28 protein-coding genes are annotated in these 15,443 nt (G+C 40.1%); all 28 read left to right on the top strand.

Features of this window, described 5'->3' with window-relative positions; all coding sequences use genetic code 11:
* Positions 1 to 64 precede the first annotated feature (64 nt).
* Positions 65 to 784 (top strand): phosphoadenylyl-sulfate reductase, encoded by a 720-nt coding sequence (locus tag ACRX5O_RS21145; RefSeq protein ID WP_433907766.1) that lies wholly within the window; start codon positions 65 to 67, stop codon positions 782 to 784.
* A 13-nt stretch (positions 785 to 797) separates the two neighbouring features.
* The gene (gene cysP / locus ACRX5O_RS21140; RefSeq protein WP_433907765.1) at positions 798 to 1,877 is read left to right on the top strand and encodes a sulfate permease; all 1,080 of its coding nucleotides are present in this window, start codon (positions 798 to 800) and stop codon (positions 1,875 to 1,877) included.
* 2 nt (positions 1,878 to 1,879) lie between these two features.
* On the top strand, positions 1,880 to 3,028 hold the full coding sequence (gene sat / locus ACRX5O_RS21135; protein WP_433907764.1) for a sulfate adenylyltransferase: 1,149 nt from the start codon (positions 1,880 to 1,882) through the stop codon (positions 3,026 to 3,028).
* A 13-nt stretch (positions 3,029 to 3,041) separates the two neighbouring features.
* The gene (cysC, locus tag ACRX5O_RS21130) at positions 3,042 to 3,641 is read left to right on the top strand and encodes an adenylyl-sulfate kinase (protein WP_119706271.1); all 600 of its coding nucleotides are present in this window, start codon (positions 3,042 to 3,044) and stop codon (positions 3,639 to 3,641) included.
* A 374-nt stretch (positions 3,642 to 4,015) separates the two neighbouring features.
* Positions 4,016 to 4,324: a 30S ribosomal protein S10 gene (gene rpsJ / locus ACRX5O_RS21125; protein WP_009336571.1), complete on the top strand. Its 309-nt coding sequence runs from the start codon at positions 4,016 to 4,018 to the stop codon at positions 4,322 to 4,324.
* Between the two features lie 39 nt (positions 4,325 to 4,363).
* Positions 4,364 to 4,990 carry a 50S ribosomal protein L3 gene (rplC, locus tag ACRX5O_RS21120; RefSeq protein WP_433907763.1) on the top strand — a complete coding sequence of 209 codons (627 nt, stop codon included), beginning with the start codon at positions 4,364 to 4,366 and terminating at the stop codon, positions 4,988 to 4,990.
* A gap of 29 nt (positions 4,991 to 5,019) precedes the next feature.
* Positions 5,020 to 5,643: a 50S ribosomal protein L4 gene (gene rplD, locus ACRX5O_RS21115; protein ID WP_066058564.1), complete on the top strand. Its 624-nt coding sequence runs from the start codon at positions 5,020 to 5,022 to the stop codon at positions 5,641 to 5,643.
* On the top strand, positions 5,643 to 5,927 hold the full coding sequence (gene rplW, locus ACRX5O_RS21110; RefSeq protein ID WP_066058561.1) for a 50S ribosomal protein L23: 285 nt from the start codon (positions 5,643 to 5,645) through the stop codon (positions 5,925 to 5,927). The genes rplD and rplW overlap by 1 nt, the downstream gene beginning before the upstream one ends.
* Positions 5,928 to 5,958: 31 nt before the next feature.
* A complete protein-coding gene (rplB, locus tag ACRX5O_RS21105) occupies positions 5,959 to 6,789 on the top strand; it encodes a 50S ribosomal protein L2 (protein ID WP_066058560.1) in 831 nt (276 codons plus the stop codon).
* A 60-nt stretch (positions 6,790 to 6,849) separates the two neighbouring features.
* The gene (rpsS, locus tag ACRX5O_RS21100; RefSeq protein WP_066058557.1) at positions 6,850 to 7,128 is read left to right on the top strand and encodes a 30S ribosomal protein S19; all 279 of its coding nucleotides are present in this window, start codon (positions 6,850 to 6,852) and stop codon (positions 7,126 to 7,128) included.
* Between the two features lie 18 nt (positions 7,129 to 7,146).
* Positions 7,147 to 7,488, top strand: a complete 342-nt coding sequence (gene rplV, locus ACRX5O_RS21095) for a 50S ribosomal protein L22 (RefSeq protein WP_119706273.1) — start codon at positions 7,147 to 7,149, stop codon at positions 7,486 to 7,488.
* 2 nt (positions 7,489 to 7,490) lie between these two features.
* Positions 7,491 to 8,147 (top strand): 30S ribosomal protein S3, encoded by a 657-nt coding sequence (gene rpsC, locus ACRX5O_RS21090; RefSeq protein WP_119706274.1) that lies wholly within the window; start codon positions 7,491 to 7,493, stop codon positions 8,145 to 8,147.
* 1 nt (position 8,148) lies between these two features.
* The gene (rplP, locus tag ACRX5O_RS21085) at positions 8,149 to 8,583 is read left to right on the top strand and encodes a 50S ribosomal protein L16 (protein ID WP_119706275.1); all 435 of its coding nucleotides are present in this window, start codon (positions 8,149 to 8,151) and stop codon (positions 8,581 to 8,583) included.
* Positions 8,573 to 8,776 carry a 50S ribosomal protein L29 gene (gene rpmC / locus ACRX5O_RS21080; protein WP_119706276.1) on the top strand — a complete coding sequence of 68 codons (204 nt, stop codon included), beginning with the start codon at positions 8,573 to 8,575 and terminating at the stop codon, positions 8,774 to 8,776. The genes rplP and rpmC overlap by 11 nt, the downstream gene beginning before the upstream one ends.
* 20 nt (positions 8,777 to 8,796) lie before the next feature.
* Complete coding sequence (rpsQ, locus tag ACRX5O_RS21075; RefSeq protein WP_066058542.1) at positions 8,797 to 9,060, top strand: 30S ribosomal protein S17; 264 nt, start codon at positions 8,797 to 8,799, stop codon at positions 9,058 to 9,060.
* Positions 9,061 to 9,102: 42 nt separating this feature from the next.
* Positions 9,103 to 9,471: a 50S ribosomal protein L14 gene (rplN, locus tag ACRX5O_RS21070; RefSeq protein WP_066058539.1), complete on the top strand. Its 369-nt coding sequence runs from the start codon at positions 9,103 to 9,105 to the stop codon at positions 9,469 to 9,471.
* A 35-nt stretch (positions 9,472 to 9,506) separates the two neighbouring features.
* Positions 9,507 to 9,818 carry a 50S ribosomal protein L24 gene (rplX, locus tag ACRX5O_RS21065; protein WP_119706277.1) on the top strand — a complete coding sequence of 104 codons (312 nt, stop codon included), beginning with the start codon at positions 9,507 to 9,509 and terminating at the stop codon, positions 9,816 to 9,818.
* Between the two features lie 24 nt (positions 9,819 to 9,842).
* Positions 9,843 to 10,382 carry a 50S ribosomal protein L5 gene (rplE, locus tag ACRX5O_RS21060; RefSeq protein ID WP_433907762.1) on the top strand — a complete coding sequence of 180 codons (540 nt, stop codon included), beginning with the start codon at positions 9,843 to 9,845 and terminating at the stop codon, positions 10,380 to 10,382.
* A gap of 25 nt (positions 10,383 to 10,407) precedes the next feature.
* Entirely contained in the window at positions 10,408 to 10,593 is a 186-nt protein-coding gene (gene rpsN, locus ACRX5O_RS21055; protein ID WP_001085700.1) for a 30S ribosomal protein S14, read from the top strand.
* A gap of 30 nt (positions 10,594 to 10,623) precedes the next feature.
* Entirely contained in the window at positions 10,624 to 11,022 is a 399-nt protein-coding gene (gene rpsH / locus ACRX5O_RS21050) for a 30S ribosomal protein S8 (RefSeq protein ID WP_066058527.1), read from the top strand.
* Between the two features lie 31 nt (positions 11,023 to 11,053).
* Positions 11,054 to 11,590 (top strand): 50S ribosomal protein L6, encoded by a 537-nt coding sequence (gene rplF / locus ACRX5O_RS21045; protein ID WP_119706279.1) that lies wholly within the window; start codon positions 11,054 to 11,056, stop codon positions 11,588 to 11,590.
* Positions 11,591 to 11,623: 33 nt separating this feature from the next.
* Positions 11,624 to 11,986, top strand: coding sequence for a 50S ribosomal protein L18 (rplR, locus tag ACRX5O_RS21040; protein WP_066058521.1), 363 nt, complete (start codon positions 11,624 to 11,626; stop codon positions 11,984 to 11,986).
* A gap of 24 nt (positions 11,987 to 12,010) precedes the next feature.
* On the top strand, positions 12,011 to 12,511 hold the full coding sequence (gene rpsE / locus ACRX5O_RS21035) for a 30S ribosomal protein S5 (protein ID WP_066058517.1): 501 nt from the start codon (positions 12,011 to 12,013) through the stop codon (positions 12,509 to 12,511).
* Between the two features lie 14 nt (positions 12,512 to 12,525).
* A complete protein-coding gene (gene rpmD, locus ACRX5O_RS21030) occupies positions 12,526 to 12,708 on the top strand; it encodes a 50S ribosomal protein L30 (RefSeq protein WP_119706280.1) in 183 nt (60 codons plus the stop codon).
* A gap of 34 nt (positions 12,709 to 12,742) precedes the next feature.
* Complete coding sequence (rplO, locus tag ACRX5O_RS21025) at positions 12,743 to 13,183, top strand: 50S ribosomal protein L15 (protein ID WP_066058511.1); 441 nt, start codon at positions 12,743 to 12,745, stop codon at positions 13,181 to 13,183.
* Positions 13,183 to 14,475 (top strand): preprotein translocase subunit SecY, encoded by a 1,293-nt coding sequence (gene secY, locus ACRX5O_RS21020; protein ID WP_433907761.1) that lies wholly within the window; start codon positions 13,183 to 13,185, stop codon positions 14,473 to 14,475. Before rplO ends, secY begins: the two co-directional genes overlap by 1 nt.
* Positions 14,476 to 14,533: 58 nt before the next feature.
* Complete coding sequence (locus ACRX5O_RS21015) at positions 14,534 to 15,184, top strand: adenylate kinase (RefSeq protein WP_066058507.1); 651 nt, start codon at positions 14,534 to 14,536, stop codon at positions 15,182 to 15,184.
* Positions 15,185 to 15,443: M24 family metallopeptidase (locus ACRX5O_RS21010; protein ID WP_433907760.1), on the top strand; the 259-nt coding region annotated here is incomplete at its 3' end.

Here is a 15,443-nt window from a genome sequence, read left to right as displayed (position 1 = left end):
ACCTATAAGTTAAGTTGGAATTAAAATCAAATAGAGATAAATTAATGTTGGGAGTGGTATTAACATGGTCGAGTCAAAATTGACCTTTTCATCATATGATCATTATTCGTTTCCTAGCTTCGACGAAGATAATGAAACAAAAGGCGCACTCGATGCGTTGCGTTGGAGTTATGAGCATTACGATGAGAATGAAATTGTGTACGCATGTAGTTTTGGGATTGAAGGCATGGTCATGATCGATCTAATAGCGAAGGTTAAGCCGGATGCAAAGGTTGTTTTCTTAGATACCGGTCTTCATTTTAAAGAGACATACGAACTTATTGACAAGGTAAAAGAACGTTACCCACAACTACAAGTTGAGCTTAAAAAACCGTCCTTAACATTAGAAGAGCAAGCAGAACAACACGGAGAAGAACTCTGGAAGACGGCTCCAAACAGATGTTGTGAAATTAGAAAAATCATTCCTTTAAGAGAAGCCTTATCGGGTGCAACTGCCTGGATAAGTGGATTAAGAAGAGAGCAGTCAGAAACGAGAAAGAACACGCAGTATTTCAATAAAGATAACAAATTTGAATCGATAAAAGTATGTCCTCTCATTCACTGGACGTGGAAGGATGTATGGAGATACGCACATAAGAATGATCTTCCGTATAATGTTCTTCATGATAATGGGTACCCTAGTATTGGGTGTGCGCCATGTACTTCTCCTGCATTTAACGCAGATGATATGAGATCTGGTAGATGGACAGGAACAGGTAAGACAGAATGCGGATTACACCAATAGGAGGGCTTTGCCCATGGTCATAACATATACGGCTGTTATTGTTGCTCTCTTTTTGGCTATGAATATTGGTGCAAGTGGAGCTGCAGCCTCAATCTCTATCGCTTACGGCTCAGGAGCACTTCCAAAGAAAAAAGTGGCTCTGCTTGTTTGTGGAGTGGCGATTTTTTTAGGTGCTGTACTCGGTGGTAGTGAAGTTGTTAAAACAATCGGATCAAATATTGTGCCTTCATCGGTACTAGATGAAAAAGTAGTTCTCATTATTCTATCTTCAGCTGCACTTTCATTATTTATTGCCAACTTAATGGGCATTCCTTTGTCCACGAGCGAGATTACAGTTGGATCTGTTGTAGGAGTGGGTGTTGCTTTTAAGGCGCTATTTGTAAAGAACATTTTAGTTATCGTTGCTTTCTGGTTTATCGTTCCAATAGCAGCATTTACTTTGGCGCTTTTGTGGGGTAGGGGAATAAAGTTACTTGAAAAGAAATTTCCTACATTAAAAAATGGGAAGTATAATAAACCAATCACAATCTTTGTTATTGTTGTTGGGTTTTTTGAAGCTTTTTCGGCAGGAATGAACAATGTAGCAAATGCTGCAGGTCCTCTAGTAGGAGCCGGAGTAGTCTCTATTACAACTGGAGTTTGGGTTGGTGGATTATTCATTGCGGTAGGAGCTATATTCCTTGGAGGAAGAGTGCTTCAAACAAACGGGAAAAAAATAACGAGCTTTTCCTTACTTGAAGGTGGAGCTATCTCAAGTACAGGTGCAACCCTGGTTATATTAGCTTCTGTATTTGGGTTACCGGTACCGTTAACTCAAGTTACAAGTACTGCAATCATTGGAATTGGTTTTGCTCAACGAGGGATGTCAATATTTCAACAAAGTATAATAAACAAGATTATAAAGGTATGGATTGTATCTCCTATTTTATCTCTTGTTTTATCTTATGGACTTGTAAAGATCTTTGTTGATACTGATATATATACTGTTGTTGTGTTGTTTAGTGTAAGTATTGCCACTTTAGGTACATTATCCTTGGCAAATACGATAAAGAAAGAGAACCGAACATACTTTGAAAATAGCGGAGGTATTTAACTATGACACTTAGTACGCCACACGGAGGAAAACTTATCAATCTATGGGAGCCAGAATACAATGTTGGAAATATTGAGCTTTCAATTGATCTTGATAAGACAGCGTTAAGCGATCTAGAGCTTATTGGAAATGGAGCTTATAGCCCAATTACTGGCTTTTTTAATAAAAAGAATTATGAATCAGTTGTGAATAACTTGCGTTTGGCTGATGGTCATGTATGGAGTATACCGATTACTCTTCCAGTAGACGAAGAAAAAGCTAGTACTTTGTCAATTGGTGCAGAAGCGAAACTTGTTTTTGAAGGGGAAGTATACGGAGTAATCACTATTAATGACATCTATACACCGGATAAGGAAATTGAGGCTAAAGCTGTTTATCAAACTGACGAATTAGCGCATCCAGGTGTACGTAAATTATTTGAAAGAAAGAATGTTTACGTAGGTGGACCAATTAAGGTTGTAAAGCGATTAGAAAGAGAAAGATTTAACGAGTACTATCTGGATCCAGCTGAGACGAGAAGTATTTTCGCTGAAAACGGCTGGAAGACAGTTGTAGGTTTCCAAACGAGAAATCCTGTTCATCGTGCACACGAATACATTCAAAAGTCAGCCCTAGAAATCGTTGATGGTCTATTCTTAAATCCGTTGGTGGGAGAAACAAAATCTGATGATATTCCAGCAGATGTAAGAATGAAGAGTTATCAAGTGTTATTAAAGAACTACTATCCGGAAGATCGTGTATATCTTGCTGTATTCCCAGCAGCAATGCGCTATGCAGGGCCTAGAGAAGCTATTTTTCATGCGATGGTTCGAAAAAACTATGGTTGTACACATTTTATTGTAGGAAGAGATCATGCAGGTGTGGGCAATTACTACGGAACATACGATGCACAAAAGATTTTTGATCAATTTACACAAGAGGAATTAGGTCTAACACTTTTATTCTTTGAACATAGCTTTTATTGCAAGAAGTGTGGAAACATGGCATCAACAAAAACATGTCCACATTCAAAAGAAGATCATGTGATTCTTTCTGGAACAAAGGTAAGAGAAATGCTTCATAATGGTGAAGTACCACCAAGTGAATTTAGCCGTAAAGAAGTGGTAGAAGTACTAATTGAAGGCTTAAAATCTCACAGTGTGAAGGCATAGGTGGAGGATTATTATGAGTACAAATATTACATGGCATGAAGCTTCATTAAATAAAGAGCTAAGAAGAAAGCAATTCGGACATCATAGCTTTGTTCTATGGTTCACTGGTTTATCTGGCTCAGGGAAGTCTACAGTAGCCAATGCTGCTGCTAAGGCACTTTTTGATCAAGGGTTAAATCCTTACGTATTGGATGGAGATAATATTCGTCATGGGTTAAATAAGGACCTTGGTTTCTCTGAAGAGGATCGTACAGAGAACATTCGTAGAATCGGAGAAGTATCAAAGCTCTTTGTAGATAGTGGACAAATTGTAATAACTGCATTTATTTCACCATTTATTAAAGATAGAGAACTGGTGCGTGAGCTACTAGAAGCTGATGAGTTTATTGAAGTATATATTAAGTGCCCGGTAGACGAGTGCGAGAAGAGAGATCCGAAGGGGTTATATGAAAAAGCAAGAAAAGGACTTATTCGTGACTTCACAGGTATCGATTCACCGTATGAAGAGCCAGTAAACCCAGAAATCGTAGTAGAGACAAATAAGTATTCTATAGAAGAAAGTGTGGAGCAAATTCTCCAACACTTAAAATCTAAAGGATATATAAAAGAATAAGTATTAAATAGAAGAATATGAAAGAGCCGGTATAAGGGTCCATTAAAACACCTTTGTACTGGCCTTTTTTTATGGACCTCTTTCTATATTGTAAAGTTGGAGAGAGTGGAATTATTTCACACAAAGTTTATTGTTCACCCTGGTTGAAAAGAGCAAGTGTAACAGCTATAATAGGAAAAGTGTTCGAAAGATAAACAAAAAAACATATTTATGTTGCAATTGCTTTATCGTTTCAGTATAATAGACAATGTTGGTCTTTGACTGCGATGAAGTGAAAGGTTGCTGACACACCCGGCCGCTTTGCCATGGCGAGTGTGTGGGAAATTTTCACGGAGAATGTCTATTTTTAATATAGGCGAAAAGGAGGGAAAATAATGGCAAAACAAAAGATTCGTATTCGTTTGAAAGCTTATGATCACAGAATTCTTGATCAATCAGCAGAGAAGATTGTAGAAACTGCAAAACGTTCTGGTGCGGCTGTATCTGGTCCGATTCCATTACCAACTGAGAAGTCAATTTACACAATCCTTCGTGCGGTTCATAAGTACAAAGATTCTCGTGAACAATTCGAGATGCGTACTCATAAGCGTCTAATCGACATCGTGAATCCAACTCCACAAACAGTTGATTCATTAATGCGTTTAGATTTACCATCTGGTGTAGATATCGAAATCAAACTTTAATGAAATAAAAATAATAAACTTTCAGGAGGTGTGACTTTAATGACCAAAGGAATCTTAGGAAGAAAAATCGGTATGACTCAAGTGTTTGCTGCAAACGGTGATCTTATCCCTGTAACTGTAGTAGAAGCAGCTCCAAACGTTGTTCTTCAAAAGAAAACGTCTGAAACTGATGGATATACTTCAATTCAATTAGGTTTTGAAGACAAGCGTGAAAAGCTTTCTAACAAACCTGAAAGAGGACACGTTGCAAAAGCTAACACTGCTCCTAAGCGCTTCGTTCGTGAATTACGCGACGTAAACGTAGATGAGTATGAAGTTGGTCAAGAAGTCAAAGTAACAATTTTCGCAGAAGGCGAAATCGTAGATGTAACAGGAGTTTCAAAGGGTAAAGGTTTCCAAGGTGTTATCAAACGCCACGGACAATCTCGCGGACCAATGGCACACGGTTCACGTTACCACCGTCGCCCAGGTTCAATGGGTCCTGTAGCTCCAAACCGTGTATTCAAAGGTAAATTATTACCTGGACGTATGGGTGGAGAGCAAATTACTGTACAAAACCTTGAAATCGTAAGAGTAGATGCTGAACGCAACCTACTATTAATTAAAGGTAATGTACCAGGAGCTAGAAAAGCTCTAGTAAAAATTAAAAGTGCGGTAAAAGCATAAACATTTAAGTCAGAAAGGAGGAAATAAGAATGCCGAAAGTAGCATTGTTAAACCAAACTGGATCACAAGTTGGCGAAATCGAACTTAATGATTCAATCTTTGGTATCGAGCCTAATAATCACGTTCTTTTCGAAGCGGTTATTATGCAAAGAGCTTCTTTACGTCAAGGAACTCACAAAACAAAAATTCGCTCTGAAGTAGCTGGCGGTGGACGTAAGCCATGGCGTCAAAAGGGTACTGGTCGTGCTCGTCAAGGTTCAATCCGTTCTCCACAATGGCGCGGAGGTGGTACTGTATTTGGTCCAGTTCCACGTAGCTATAGCTATAAATTACCTAAAAAGGTTCGTCGCTTAGCGATTAAATCTGCATTATCTACAAAGGTTTTAGAAGAAAACATTCTAGTACTTGAAAACCTTGCTTTCGAAACTCCAAAAACTAAAGACTTTAAAGGTGTATTAGCAGGTCTATCTGTTAATTCAAAAGCACTTATCGTAACTGCTGACCTTGATGAGAACGTAGCATTATCTGCACGTAACATCCCTGGTGTTACTGTTGTATCTGCTAACGGAATTAGCGTATTGGATGTTTTAAATCATGACAAGTTGATCATGACTAAAGCAGCGGTTGAAAAAGTAGAGGAGGTGCTTGCATAATGGATGCACGCGATATCATTAAGCGCCCCGTTATCACTGAACGTTCTACTGACCTAATGGCTGAAAAGAAATATACTTTTGAAGTTGATGTTAGAGCTAACAAAACTCAAGTTAAAGACGCTGTAGAAGAAATTTTTGGTGTCAAAGTTGATAAAGTTAACGTACAGAACTACAAAGGTAAGTTCAAGCGTATGGGTAAATTCGGAGGCTACACGAACAAGCGTCGTAAAGCAATCGTTAAATTAACAGCTGATAGCAAAGAAATCGAATTATTCGAGGTTTAATTTAGAATAGAAGAAGAGGAGGGAAAAAATTATGGCGATTAAAAAGTATAAACCTACCTCTAACGGTCGTCGCGGTATGACAGTTTCTGATTTTGCTGAAATTACAACAAGCACACCAGAAAAGTCTCTACTTGCTCCTTTAAAAAGAAAAGGTGGACGCAACAACCAAGGTAAGTTAACAGTACGTCATCAAGGTGGCGGCCATAAGCGTCAATATCGTATTATCGATTTTAAACGTAACAAAGATGGCATTCCAGGACGCGTTGCTACAATTGAGTACGATCCAAACCGTTCTGCAAACATCGCATTAATTAACTATGTGGATGGAGAAAAGCGTTATATCTTAGCTCCTAAAAACCTAGTAGTTGGAACAGAAATTATGTCAGGTCCTGAAGCGGACATTAAAGTAGGTAACGCATTACCACTTGCGAATATTCCAGTTGGTACAGTTATCCACAACATCGAGTTAAAGCCTGGTAAAGGTGGACAATTAGTACGTTCTGCTGGTACTTCTGCACAGGTTCTTGGTAAAGAAGGAAAGTACGTATTAGTACGTCTAAACTCTGGTGAAGTTCGTATGATTCTTGCAACTTGTCGTGCGACAGTAGGTCAAGTAGGTAACGAGCAACACGAACTTATCAATATTGGTAAAGCTGGACGTTCTCGCTGGTTAGGCAAGCGCCCAACAGTTCGTGGTTCTGTAATGAACCCTAACGATCACCCACACGGTGGTGGAGAAGGACGCTCACCAATCGGACGTAAGTCTCCAATGACTCCATGGGGCAAGCCAACTCTTGGATTCAAGACGCGTAAGAAAAAGAACAAATCAGATAAATTTATCGTTCGTCGTCGTAAAAAATAACGGGATTGTACTACGGTTCCAGCATAGAACCGTAGAGCAGTCACGAAGGGAGGTTCAGACATGGGTCGCAGCTTAAAAAAAGGACCTTTTGTTGATGAGCATTTAATCACAAAGATCGAAAAGTTAAATGAAACTGAAAGCAAGCAAGTTACTAAAACTTGGTCTCGCCGTTCTACGATCTTCCCGCAATTCATCGGACACACGATTGCTGTATATGATGGTCGTAAACATGTTCCTGTATATGTCACTGAAGACATGGTAGGTCATAAGCTTGGAGAATTCGCTCCAACTCGTACTTACAAAGGTCATGCAAGTGATGACAAGAAAACAAGACGTTAATGAGAGGAGGGCATTCTAATGCAAGCTAAAGCTGTATTAAGAACAGTACGTATTGCTCCTCGTAAAGCTCGTTTAGTCGTAGATTTAATTCGAGGTAAGCAAGTCGGAGAAGCGGTAGCAATTTTAAAGCATACACCAAAAACTGCTTCACCAGTTATTGAAAAATTACTAAATTCTGCGATTGCTAACGCAGAACATAACTATGAAATGGACGTTAACAGCTTAGTAGTATCTCAAGCATTCGTTGACGAAGGACCAACTTTAAAACGTTTCCGTCCTCGTGCAATGGGTCGTGCAAGTGCTATTAACAAGCGTACTAGCCATATTACTATCGTATTAACAGAGAAGAAGGAGGGATAATAGTGGGTCAAAAAGTTAATCCAGTCGGCTTGCGTATTGGTATCATCCGTGATTGGGAATCCAAATGGTTCGCAGGAAAAGACTATGCTGATCTTTTACACGAAGACCTTAAAGTACGTGAGTACATTACAAAGCGTCTAAGCGATGCTTCTGTATCAAAAGTAGAAATCGAGCGTGCAGCTAATCGCATTAACATCACTATCCACACTGCAAAGCCAGGTATGGTTATTGGTAAGGGTGGTACTGAGGTTGAAGCGCTTCGTAAAGCTCTTAACTCACTTACTGGCAAACGTGTTCACATCAACATTCTTGAAATCAAAAAAGCAGACATCGACGCTAAGCTTGTTGCGGAAAACATTGCTCGTCAATTAGAAAACCGCGTATCTTTCCGTCGTGCTCAAAAACAAGTTATTCAACGTGCAATGCGCGCTGGTGCAAAAGGTATCAAAACAATGGTATCTGGTCGTCTAGGCGGTGCAGACATCGCTCGTTCGGAGTCTTACAGTGAAGGAACTGTTCCACTTCATACTCTTCGTGCTGACATCGATTACGCTACAGCAGAAGCAGATACAACTTACGGTAAGTTAGGTGTAAAAGTATGGATCTACCGTGGAGAGGTCCTTCCTACTAAGAAGAAATCTGAGGAAGGAGGCAAATAATATGTTAGTCCCTAAACGCGTTAAGTATCGCCGTCAACACCGTGGAAAAATGCGCGGAATGGCTAAAGGTGGTACAGAGGTTAACTTCGGTGAATTCGGTCTACAAGCTATTGAAGCTTCTTGGATTACAAACCGCCAAATTGAAGCTGCTCGTATCGCAATGACACGTTACATGAAACGTGGCGGTAAAGTTTGGATTAAAATATTCCCTCATAAGCCTTATACAGCTAAGCCTCTAGAAGTCCGAATGGGTTCTGGTAAAGGTGCTCCTGAAGGATGGGTAGCAGTTGTTAAGCCTGGGAAAGTAATGTTTGAAGTTGCTGGTGTTTCTGAAGAAATCGCACGTGAAGCATTACGTTTAGCAGCACACAAACTTCCAGTAAAATGTAAGTTTGTAAAACGAGAAGAAATTGGTGGTGAATCAAATGAAAGCTAATGAAATTCGTGACCTTACCACTGCCGAAATAGAACAAAAAGTTAAATCTTTAAAAGAAGAGCTTTTCAACCTTCGCTTTCAATTGGCGACTGGACAACTTGAAAATACAGCTCGCATTCGTGAAGTACGCAAAGCGATTGCTCGCATGAAAACTGTAGTTCGTGAAAGAGAAATCGGCGTTAACAATCGATAATTGAAGGAGGTTTGCGAAAGATGAGTGAACGCAACCAACGCAAAGTTTACACTGGCCGCGTTGTTTCTGACAAAATGGATAAAACCGTTACTGTCTTAGTAGAAACATACAAAAAGCATCCGTTATACGGTAAACGCGTTAAGTACTCTAAAAAGTTCAAGGCTCATGATGAGCAGAACGTTGCAAAAATCGGCGATGTTGTTCGTATTATGGAAACACGTCCACTTTCTGCTACGAAGCGCTTCCGCCTTGTTGAAGTAGTAGAAACAGCAGTTATTATTTAATTATGATCGGAAATAGCTACATCCCGAAGGGAGGTTACACACATGATTCAACAAGAAACACGTTTAAAAGTTGCTGACAATTCAGGTGCTCGTGAAGTACTTACAATTAAAGTCCTTGGTGGTTCAGGCCGCAAGACTGCTAATATTGGTGACATTATCGTTGTTACAGTGAAACAAGCAACACCAGGTGGCGTTGTTAAAAAGGGTGACGTTGTAAAAGCGGTAGTTGTTCGAACTAAAAGCGGCGTTCGTCGTGCAGATGGAACATACATTCGTTTCGATGAGAACGCTTGTGTAATTATCCGTGACGACAAGAGTCCACGCGGAACGCGTATCTTCGGACCTGTTGCTCGTGAACTTCGCGACAGCAACTTCATGAAGATCGTATCACTAGCTCCAGAAGTACTATAATCTTAAAATATATGCCTTTAAGGAGGTGCGAACAGATGCATGTGAAAAAAGGTGACAAAGTTATGGTCATCTCTGGTAAGGATAAAGGCAAAACAGGTGTTATCTTAGCTGCTTTCCCTAAACAAAGCCGTGTGCTAGTTGAAGGTGTAAACATCGTAAAGAAGCACTCTAAGCCATCCCAAGTGAATCCACAAGGTGGAATCATTAACCGAGAGGCACCTATTCATGTATCAAACGTCATGCCTATCGATCCTAAGACTGGTACGCCAACTCGTGTAGGGTTTAAAGAGGTTGACGGTAAAAAAGTACGTGTTGCAAAAAAATCCGGTGAAGTTCTAGATAAATAAGTCTAAAAGAAGGGAGGTACAAAAATGAACCGCCTAAAAGAAAAATATGTTAAAGAAATTACTCCTGCTCTTGTGAGCAAGTTTAACTATAAATCAATTATGCAAGTACCGAAGCTTGAAAAGATCGTTATCAACATGGGTGTTGGTGATGCAGTACAAAACGCGAAAGCACTTGATAACGCGGTAGAAGAACTAGCATCTATCTCTGGTCAAAAGCCAGTTGTTACTCGTGCAAAGAAGTCTATCGCTGGTTTCCGTCTACGTGAAGGTATGCCAATCGGTGCGAAGGTTACTCTTCGTGGAGAGCGTATGTACGAATTCTTCGACAAGTTGGTTTCTGTATCTCTTCCACGTGTACGTGACTTCCGCGGTATTTCTAAAAAGTCTTTCGACGGACGTGGAAACTACACATTAGGTGTAAAAGAACAGTTAATCTTCCCTGAAATTGATTACGATAAAGTAAGTAAAGTTCGTGGTATGGATATTGTTATCGTTACTACAGCTAATACTGATGAAGAAGCTCGTGAACTGTTAACTCAATTTGGAATGCCATTCCAAAAGTAATCGGTAAATAGAGGGAGGCGAAAACGTGGCTAAAAAGTCAATGATTGCGAAACAAAAACGCACGCCTAAATTCAAGGTTCAAGAATACACACGTTGCGAACGTTGCGGACGTCCACATTCTGTATACCGTAAATTTAAGCTTTGCCGTATTTGTTTCCGTGAATTAGCATACAAAGGGCAAATTCCTGGTGTGAAAAAAGCTAGCTGGTAAAACTAGAGTTTGGGAAGGAGGTAAAAAACAATGGTCATGACAGATCCAATTGCAGATTTGCTAACTCGCATCCGTAATGCGAACATGGTTCGTCACGAAAAATTAGAAGTTCCTGCTTCTAACACGAAGAAAGAAATCGCTGAAATCTTAAAGCGTGAAGGCTTCGTGCGTGATGTTGAATATATCGAGGATAACAAGCAAGGAATCATCCGTATCTTCTTAAAGTACGGTTCGAATAACGAACGTGTTATTACTGGTCTTAAGCGTATCAGTAAGCCTGGTCTTCGTGTATATGCAAAAGCTACAGAGGTTCCACGTGTACTTAACGGTCTTGGAATCGCATTAGTATCTACTTCTCAAGGCGTTCTTACTGATAAAGAAGCTCGCGCAAAGCAAGTAGGCGGAGAAGTATTAGCATACGTTTGGTAATAGAGTTTCTTAAAGAATGGAGGTGCACTAAATGTCTCGCGTAGGTAAAAAACCAGTTGAAATTCCATCTGGCGTTACAGTAACAGTTGATGGAAGCAACGTAACAGTAAAAGGTCCTAAAGGTGAACTAAGTCGTTCATTTAATCCAGATATCGAAATTAAGGTAGAGGAGAACGTAATTAACGTTTCTCGTCCATCTGATGCGAAGGAACACCGCGCATTGCACGGTACTACTCGCGCATTACTTTCAAACATGGTTGAAGGTGTATCTAAAGGGTTCGAAAGAACACTTGAATTAATCGGGGTTGGTTACCGTGCTCAAAAGCAAGGTACTAAACTTGTATTAAACGTTGGATACTCTCATCCAGTAGAAATCGAGCCTGAAACAGGTATTGAGATCGAAGTACCTTCAAATACACGTGTAATCGTAAAAGGTACAAACAAGGAGCGCGTTGGCGCACTTGCTGCTAACATTCGTGACGTTCGTCCTCCAGAGCCTTACAAAGGTAAAGGAATCCGTTATGAAGGCGAATTCGTTCGTCGTAAAGAAGGTAAGACAGGTAAGTAATGCCCTAAGGGGTAAACGAAAGGAGTGACCAAAATGATTACGAAGGCTGACAAAAATGCAACGCGTAAGAAAAGACACGCACGTGTGCGTTCAAAACTTAGCGGTACTGCAGCTCGTCCTCGTCTAAATGTGTTCCGTTCAAGCAAGCACATTTATGCACAACTAATTGACGATGTAAGTGGAGTAACTTTAGCGAGTGCTTCAACTTTAGATAAAGAAATCGGTCTTGAATCTACTGGTAACGTTGATGCAGCGGTTAAGGTCGGAGAATTAGTTGCAAAGCGTGCTGTAGAAAAAGGCGTTAAAGCTGTTGTTTTCGATCGTGGAGGATACTTATATCATGGACGCGTGAAAGCACTAGCAGATGCTGCTCGTGAAAACGGCTTAGAATTTTAATAGACAAAGGAGGGACACAAAAAGATGCGTCGTATTGATCCAAACAAACTTGAACTTGAAGAACGCGTAGTTACGGTTAACCGTGTTGCGAAAGTTGTTAAAGGTGGACGTCGTTTCCGTTTCTCTGCTCTAGTAGTAGTAGGTGACAAAAACGGCCACGTTGGCTTTGGTACTGGTAAAGCACAAGAAGTACCAGATGCAATCCGTAAAGCAATTGAAGATGCTAAGAAAAACTTAATCGAGGTACCAATGGTTGGTACTACGATTCCACACCAAGTAATCGGACACTTCGGTGCTGGTGAAATCCTTCTAAAGCCTGCTTCTGAAGGTACTGGGGTTATCGCTGGTGGTCCAGTTCGTGCGGTACTAGAATTAGCTGGTGTAGCTGATATCTTATCAAAATCTTTAGGTACTAACACACCAATTAACATGGTTCGTGCAACTTTGGACGGTTTAAAACAACTAAAACGTGCTGAAGACGTAGCTAAATTGCGTGGAAAATCAGTAGAAGAACTGTTAGGTTAAGGGAGGGAAAGATAATGGCTAATAAATTAGAAATTACCCTCACTCGCAGTGTGATTGGTCGTCCACAAGATCAAAAAGAAACTGTTAAAGCACTTGGTTTACGTAAAATTCACCAAACTGTTGAGCAACAAGATAATGCTGCTATTCGCGGTATGATCAATAAAGTTGCCCACCTTGTAACAGTTGTAGAAAAATAAATCGATTTTTTTCTTTTAATAAGGAGGTGCCAATATGAAACTTCATGAATTAAAACCTGCAGAGGGTTCTCGTCGTGAGCGCAAGCGTCTTGGACGTGGTATCGGTTCTGGGCAAGGTAAAACTGCTGGTAAAGGTCATAAAGGTCAAAATGCTCGTTCTGGTGGCGGTGTACGTCCTGGCTTCGAGGGTGGTCAAACACCTTTATTCCAACGTTTACCTAAACGTGGATTTACCAACATCAACCGCAAGGAATACGCTATTGTAAACCTTGATGCACTTAACCGTTTCGAAGACGGAACTGAAGTTACTCCAGAACTTCTTATTGAAACTGGTGTGGTTAGCAGTGAAAAAGCAGGAATCAAGATTCTTGCTAAAGGCAATGTTGAGAAAAAGCTTACTGTAAAAGCTCATAAATTCTCCTCTGCTGCAAAGGAAGCTATCGAAGCTGCCGGCGGTCAAACTGAGGTGATTTAATGTTTCAGACAATCTCCAATTTTATGCGCGTGGGTGATATAAGACGAAAAATCATATTCACCCTTTTAATGTTGATTGTATTTAGAATCGGGACATTTATTCCTGTTCCACATGTAAATACCGATATTTTAAAAGCACAAGATCAACTTAGTGTATTTGGAGTACTGAATACATTTGGTGGGGGAGCACTTAGCAACTTCTCTATCCTTGCCATGGGTATCATGCCGTATATTACAGCGTCTATTATCATTCAACTTTTACAGATGGATGTAGTACCGAAGTTTACGGAGTGGTCAAAGCAAGGAGATGTAGGACGTCGTAAGCTTGCTCAATTTACCCGCTACTTTACGATCGTACTTGGGTTTATTCAAGCGTTCGGAATGTCTTATGGTTTTAATAATCTTGCTGGTGGATTATTGATTGAGAAGCCTGGTATCGGAACTTATCTTTTAATCGCAACTGTATTAACAGGCGGTACGGCTTTCCTTTTATGGTTAGGTGAACAAATCACTTCAAAAGGAGTCGGAAATGGTATTTCAATTATCATCTTTGCTGGTATCGTTGCTAGCATTCCGAATATAGCTAACCAAATTTATGCACAGCAATTTGAAGATGCTGGTGATCAGCTTTTCTTAAATATCGTAACAGTTCTGTTGATTGTTTTAGCTGTAATTGCGATTATTGTTGGAACCATCTTTATTCAACAAGCTTTACGTAAAATCCCAATTCAATATGCAAAGAAAATGACTGCTGGCACTTCGCCTGCGGGACAATCCACCCACTTGCCTTTAAAGGTAAATGCGGCTGGTGTTATCCCTGTTATCTTTGCGGTATCGTTTATTATCACTCCTAGAACGATTGCACAGTTCTTTGAGCAAAATAGCGTAACGATTTGGATTGAACGGATTTTTGATTATACACATCCTATTGGTATGTTGATCTATTGTGCGCTAATTATTGCGTTCACATATTTCTATGCATTCATTCAAGTAAACCCAGAACAAGTGGCTGAGAACTTGAAGAAGCAGGGTGGGTATATTCCAGGAATTCGCCCAGGTAAGAACACTCAAGAATATTTAACACGCGTATTATACCGCTTAACATTTGTTGGTGCGCTGTTCTTAGCAGCCATTGCCATTCTTCCAGTCTTTTTTGTGAAGTTTGCGGGTCTTCCGGAATCTGCTCAAATTGGTGGAACGAGCTTGCTTATCGTTATAGGGGTTGCCCTCGAAACAATGAAACAGCTTGAAGCTCAGCTTGTTAAGCGTCACTATAAAGGTTTTATAAAATAATTCGGATTTGGGGACATATGTTCCCAAACACCGTTTTAGAGACTGAGGGGGAGCCAGAGTGAATTTAGTTTTGATGGGGCTGCCAGGTGCGGGAAAAGGCACTCAAGCTGAAAAAATCGTTGAAAAATATTCTATCCCTCATATCTCGACAGGAGATATGTTCCGTGCTGCTATGAAGGAGGGGACAGAACTAGGTTTAAAAGCTAAATCTTTCATGGATCAAGGTGCACTTGTTCCGGATGAAGTAACAATTGGTATTGTTCGTGAAAGATTAAGTAAAGATGACTGTCAAAAGGGATTCTTACTTGATGGTTTTCCTAGAACTGTTGCTCAAGCAGAAGCGCTAGAGAATATGCTTACTGGATTAAATAAGAAAATTGATTACTGTTTAAATATTGATGTAGACCAAAGTATTCTGATGGAACGTTTAACTGGTCGTCGTATTTGTAAAGATTGTGGAGCTACTTATCACTTGGTTTTCAATCCTCCTGCAAAGGATGATACATGTGACCGTTGTGGTGGAGAGCTTTATCAGCGTGCAGATGATAACGAAGAAACAGTTCATAACCGTCTAGAAGTTAATATTCAACAATCTGAACCTTTGCTTCATTTTTATGAGACAAAGGGTTACTTGAAGAATATTAATGGTCAACAAGATATTAATGATGTTTTCAATGATATTGACAGCCTTCTTCGGGAGCTTGCGTAAATGATTATTTGCAAGACTCCGCGTGAGATTGAAATAATGCGTGAAGCTGGTCGCATCGTTGCACTTACGCACCAGGAGTTAAAAAAGCATATCGTTCCCGGTATAACCACGAAGGAATTGGATAAAATCGCTGAAGCTTTTATAAGAAAGCATGACGCTATTCCATCCTTTAAAGGCTATAACGGCTTTACAGGAAGCATTTGTGCTTCTGTAAATGAAGAACTAGTGCATGGGATTCCTGGTAACCGTATGTTAAACA

The sequence above is a fragment of the Robertmurraya mesotrionivorans genome, assembly GCF_050971805.1.
GTDB lineage: Bacteria > Bacillota > Bacilli > Bacillales > Cytobacillaceae > Robertmurraya_A.
This window is presented reverse-complemented; position numbering and strand designations above follow the sequence as displayed.

Excerpts from the sequence above, each read along its gene's own strand:
- ACRX5O_RS21145 (WP_433907766.1), top strand. The coding sequence starts at position 65 with ATGGTCGAGTCAAAATTGACCTTTTCATCATATGATCATTATTCGTTT.
- cysP (WP_433907765.1), top strand. The coding sequence starts at position 798 with ATGGTCATAACATATACGGCTGTTATTGTTGCTCTCTTTTTGGCTATG.
- sat (WP_433907764.1), top strand. The coding sequence starts at position 1,880 with ATGACACTTAGTACGCCACACGGAGGAAAACTTATCAATCTATGGGAG.
- cysC (WP_119706271.1), top strand. The coding sequence starts at position 3,042 with ATGAGTACAAATATTACATGGCATGAAGCTTCATTAAATAAAGAGCTA.
- rpsJ (WP_009336571.1), top strand. The coding sequence starts at position 4,016 with ATGGCAAAACAAAAGATTCGTATTCGTTTGAAAGCTTATGATCACAGA.
- rplC (WP_433907763.1), top strand. The coding sequence starts at position 4,364 with ATGACCAAAGGAATCTTAGGAAGAAAAATCGGTATGACTCAAGTGTTT.
- rplD (WP_066058564.1), top strand. The coding sequence starts at position 5,020 with ATGCCGAAAGTAGCATTGTTAAACCAAACTGGATCACAAGTTGGCGAA.
- rplW (WP_066058561.1), top strand. The coding sequence starts at position 5,643 with ATGGATGCACGCGATATCATTAAGCGCCCCGTTATCACTGAACGTTCT.
- rplB (WP_066058560.1), top strand. The coding sequence starts at position 5,959 with ATGGCGATTAAAAAGTATAAACCTACCTCTAACGGTCGTCGCGGTATG.
- rpsS (WP_066058557.1), top strand. The coding sequence starts at position 6,850 with ATGGGTCGCAGCTTAAAAAAAGGACCTTTTGTTGATGAGCATTTAATC.
- rplV (WP_119706273.1), top strand. The coding sequence starts at position 7,147 with ATGCAAGCTAAAGCTGTATTAAGAACAGTACGTATTGCTCCTCGTAAA.
- rplP (WP_119706275.1), top strand. The coding sequence starts at position 8,149 with ATGTTAGTCCCTAAACGCGTTAAGTATCGCCGTCAACACCGTGGAAAA.
- rpmC (WP_119706276.1), top strand. The coding sequence starts at position 8,573 with ATGAAAGCTAATGAAATTCGTGACCTTACCACTGCCGAAATAGAACAA.
- rpsQ (WP_066058542.1), top strand. The coding sequence starts at position 8,797 with ATGAGTGAACGCAACCAACGCAAAGTTTACACTGGCCGCGTTGTTTCT.
- rplN (WP_066058539.1), top strand. The coding sequence starts at position 9,103 with ATGATTCAACAAGAAACACGTTTAAAAGTTGCTGACAATTCAGGTGCT.
- rplX (WP_119706277.1), top strand. The coding sequence starts at position 9,507 with ATGCATGTGAAAAAAGGTGACAAAGTTATGGTCATCTCTGGTAAGGAT.
- rplE (WP_433907762.1), top strand. The coding sequence starts at position 9,843 with ATGAACCGCCTAAAAGAAAAATATGTTAAAGAAATTACTCCTGCTCTT.
- rpsH (WP_066058527.1), top strand. The coding sequence starts at position 10,624 with ATGGTCATGACAGATCCAATTGCAGATTTGCTAACTCGCATCCGTAAT.
- rplF (WP_119706279.1), top strand. The coding sequence starts at position 11,054 with ATGTCTCGCGTAGGTAAAAAACCAGTTGAAATTCCATCTGGCGTTACA.
- rplR (WP_066058521.1), top strand. The coding sequence starts at position 11,624 with ATGATTACGAAGGCTGACAAAAATGCAACGCGTAAGAAAAGACACGCA.
- rpsE (WP_066058517.1), top strand. The coding sequence starts at position 12,011 with ATGCGTCGTATTGATCCAAACAAACTTGAACTTGAAGAACGCGTAGTT.
- rpmD (WP_119706280.1), top strand. The coding sequence starts at position 12,526 with ATGGCTAATAAATTAGAAATTACCCTCACTCGCAGTGTGATTGGTCGT.
- rplO (WP_066058511.1), top strand. The coding sequence starts at position 12,743 with ATGAAACTTCATGAATTAAAACCTGCAGAGGGTTCTCGTCGTGAGCGC.
- secY (WP_433907761.1), top strand. The coding sequence starts at position 13,183 with ATGTTTCAGACAATCTCCAATTTTATGCGCGTGGGTGATATAAGACGA.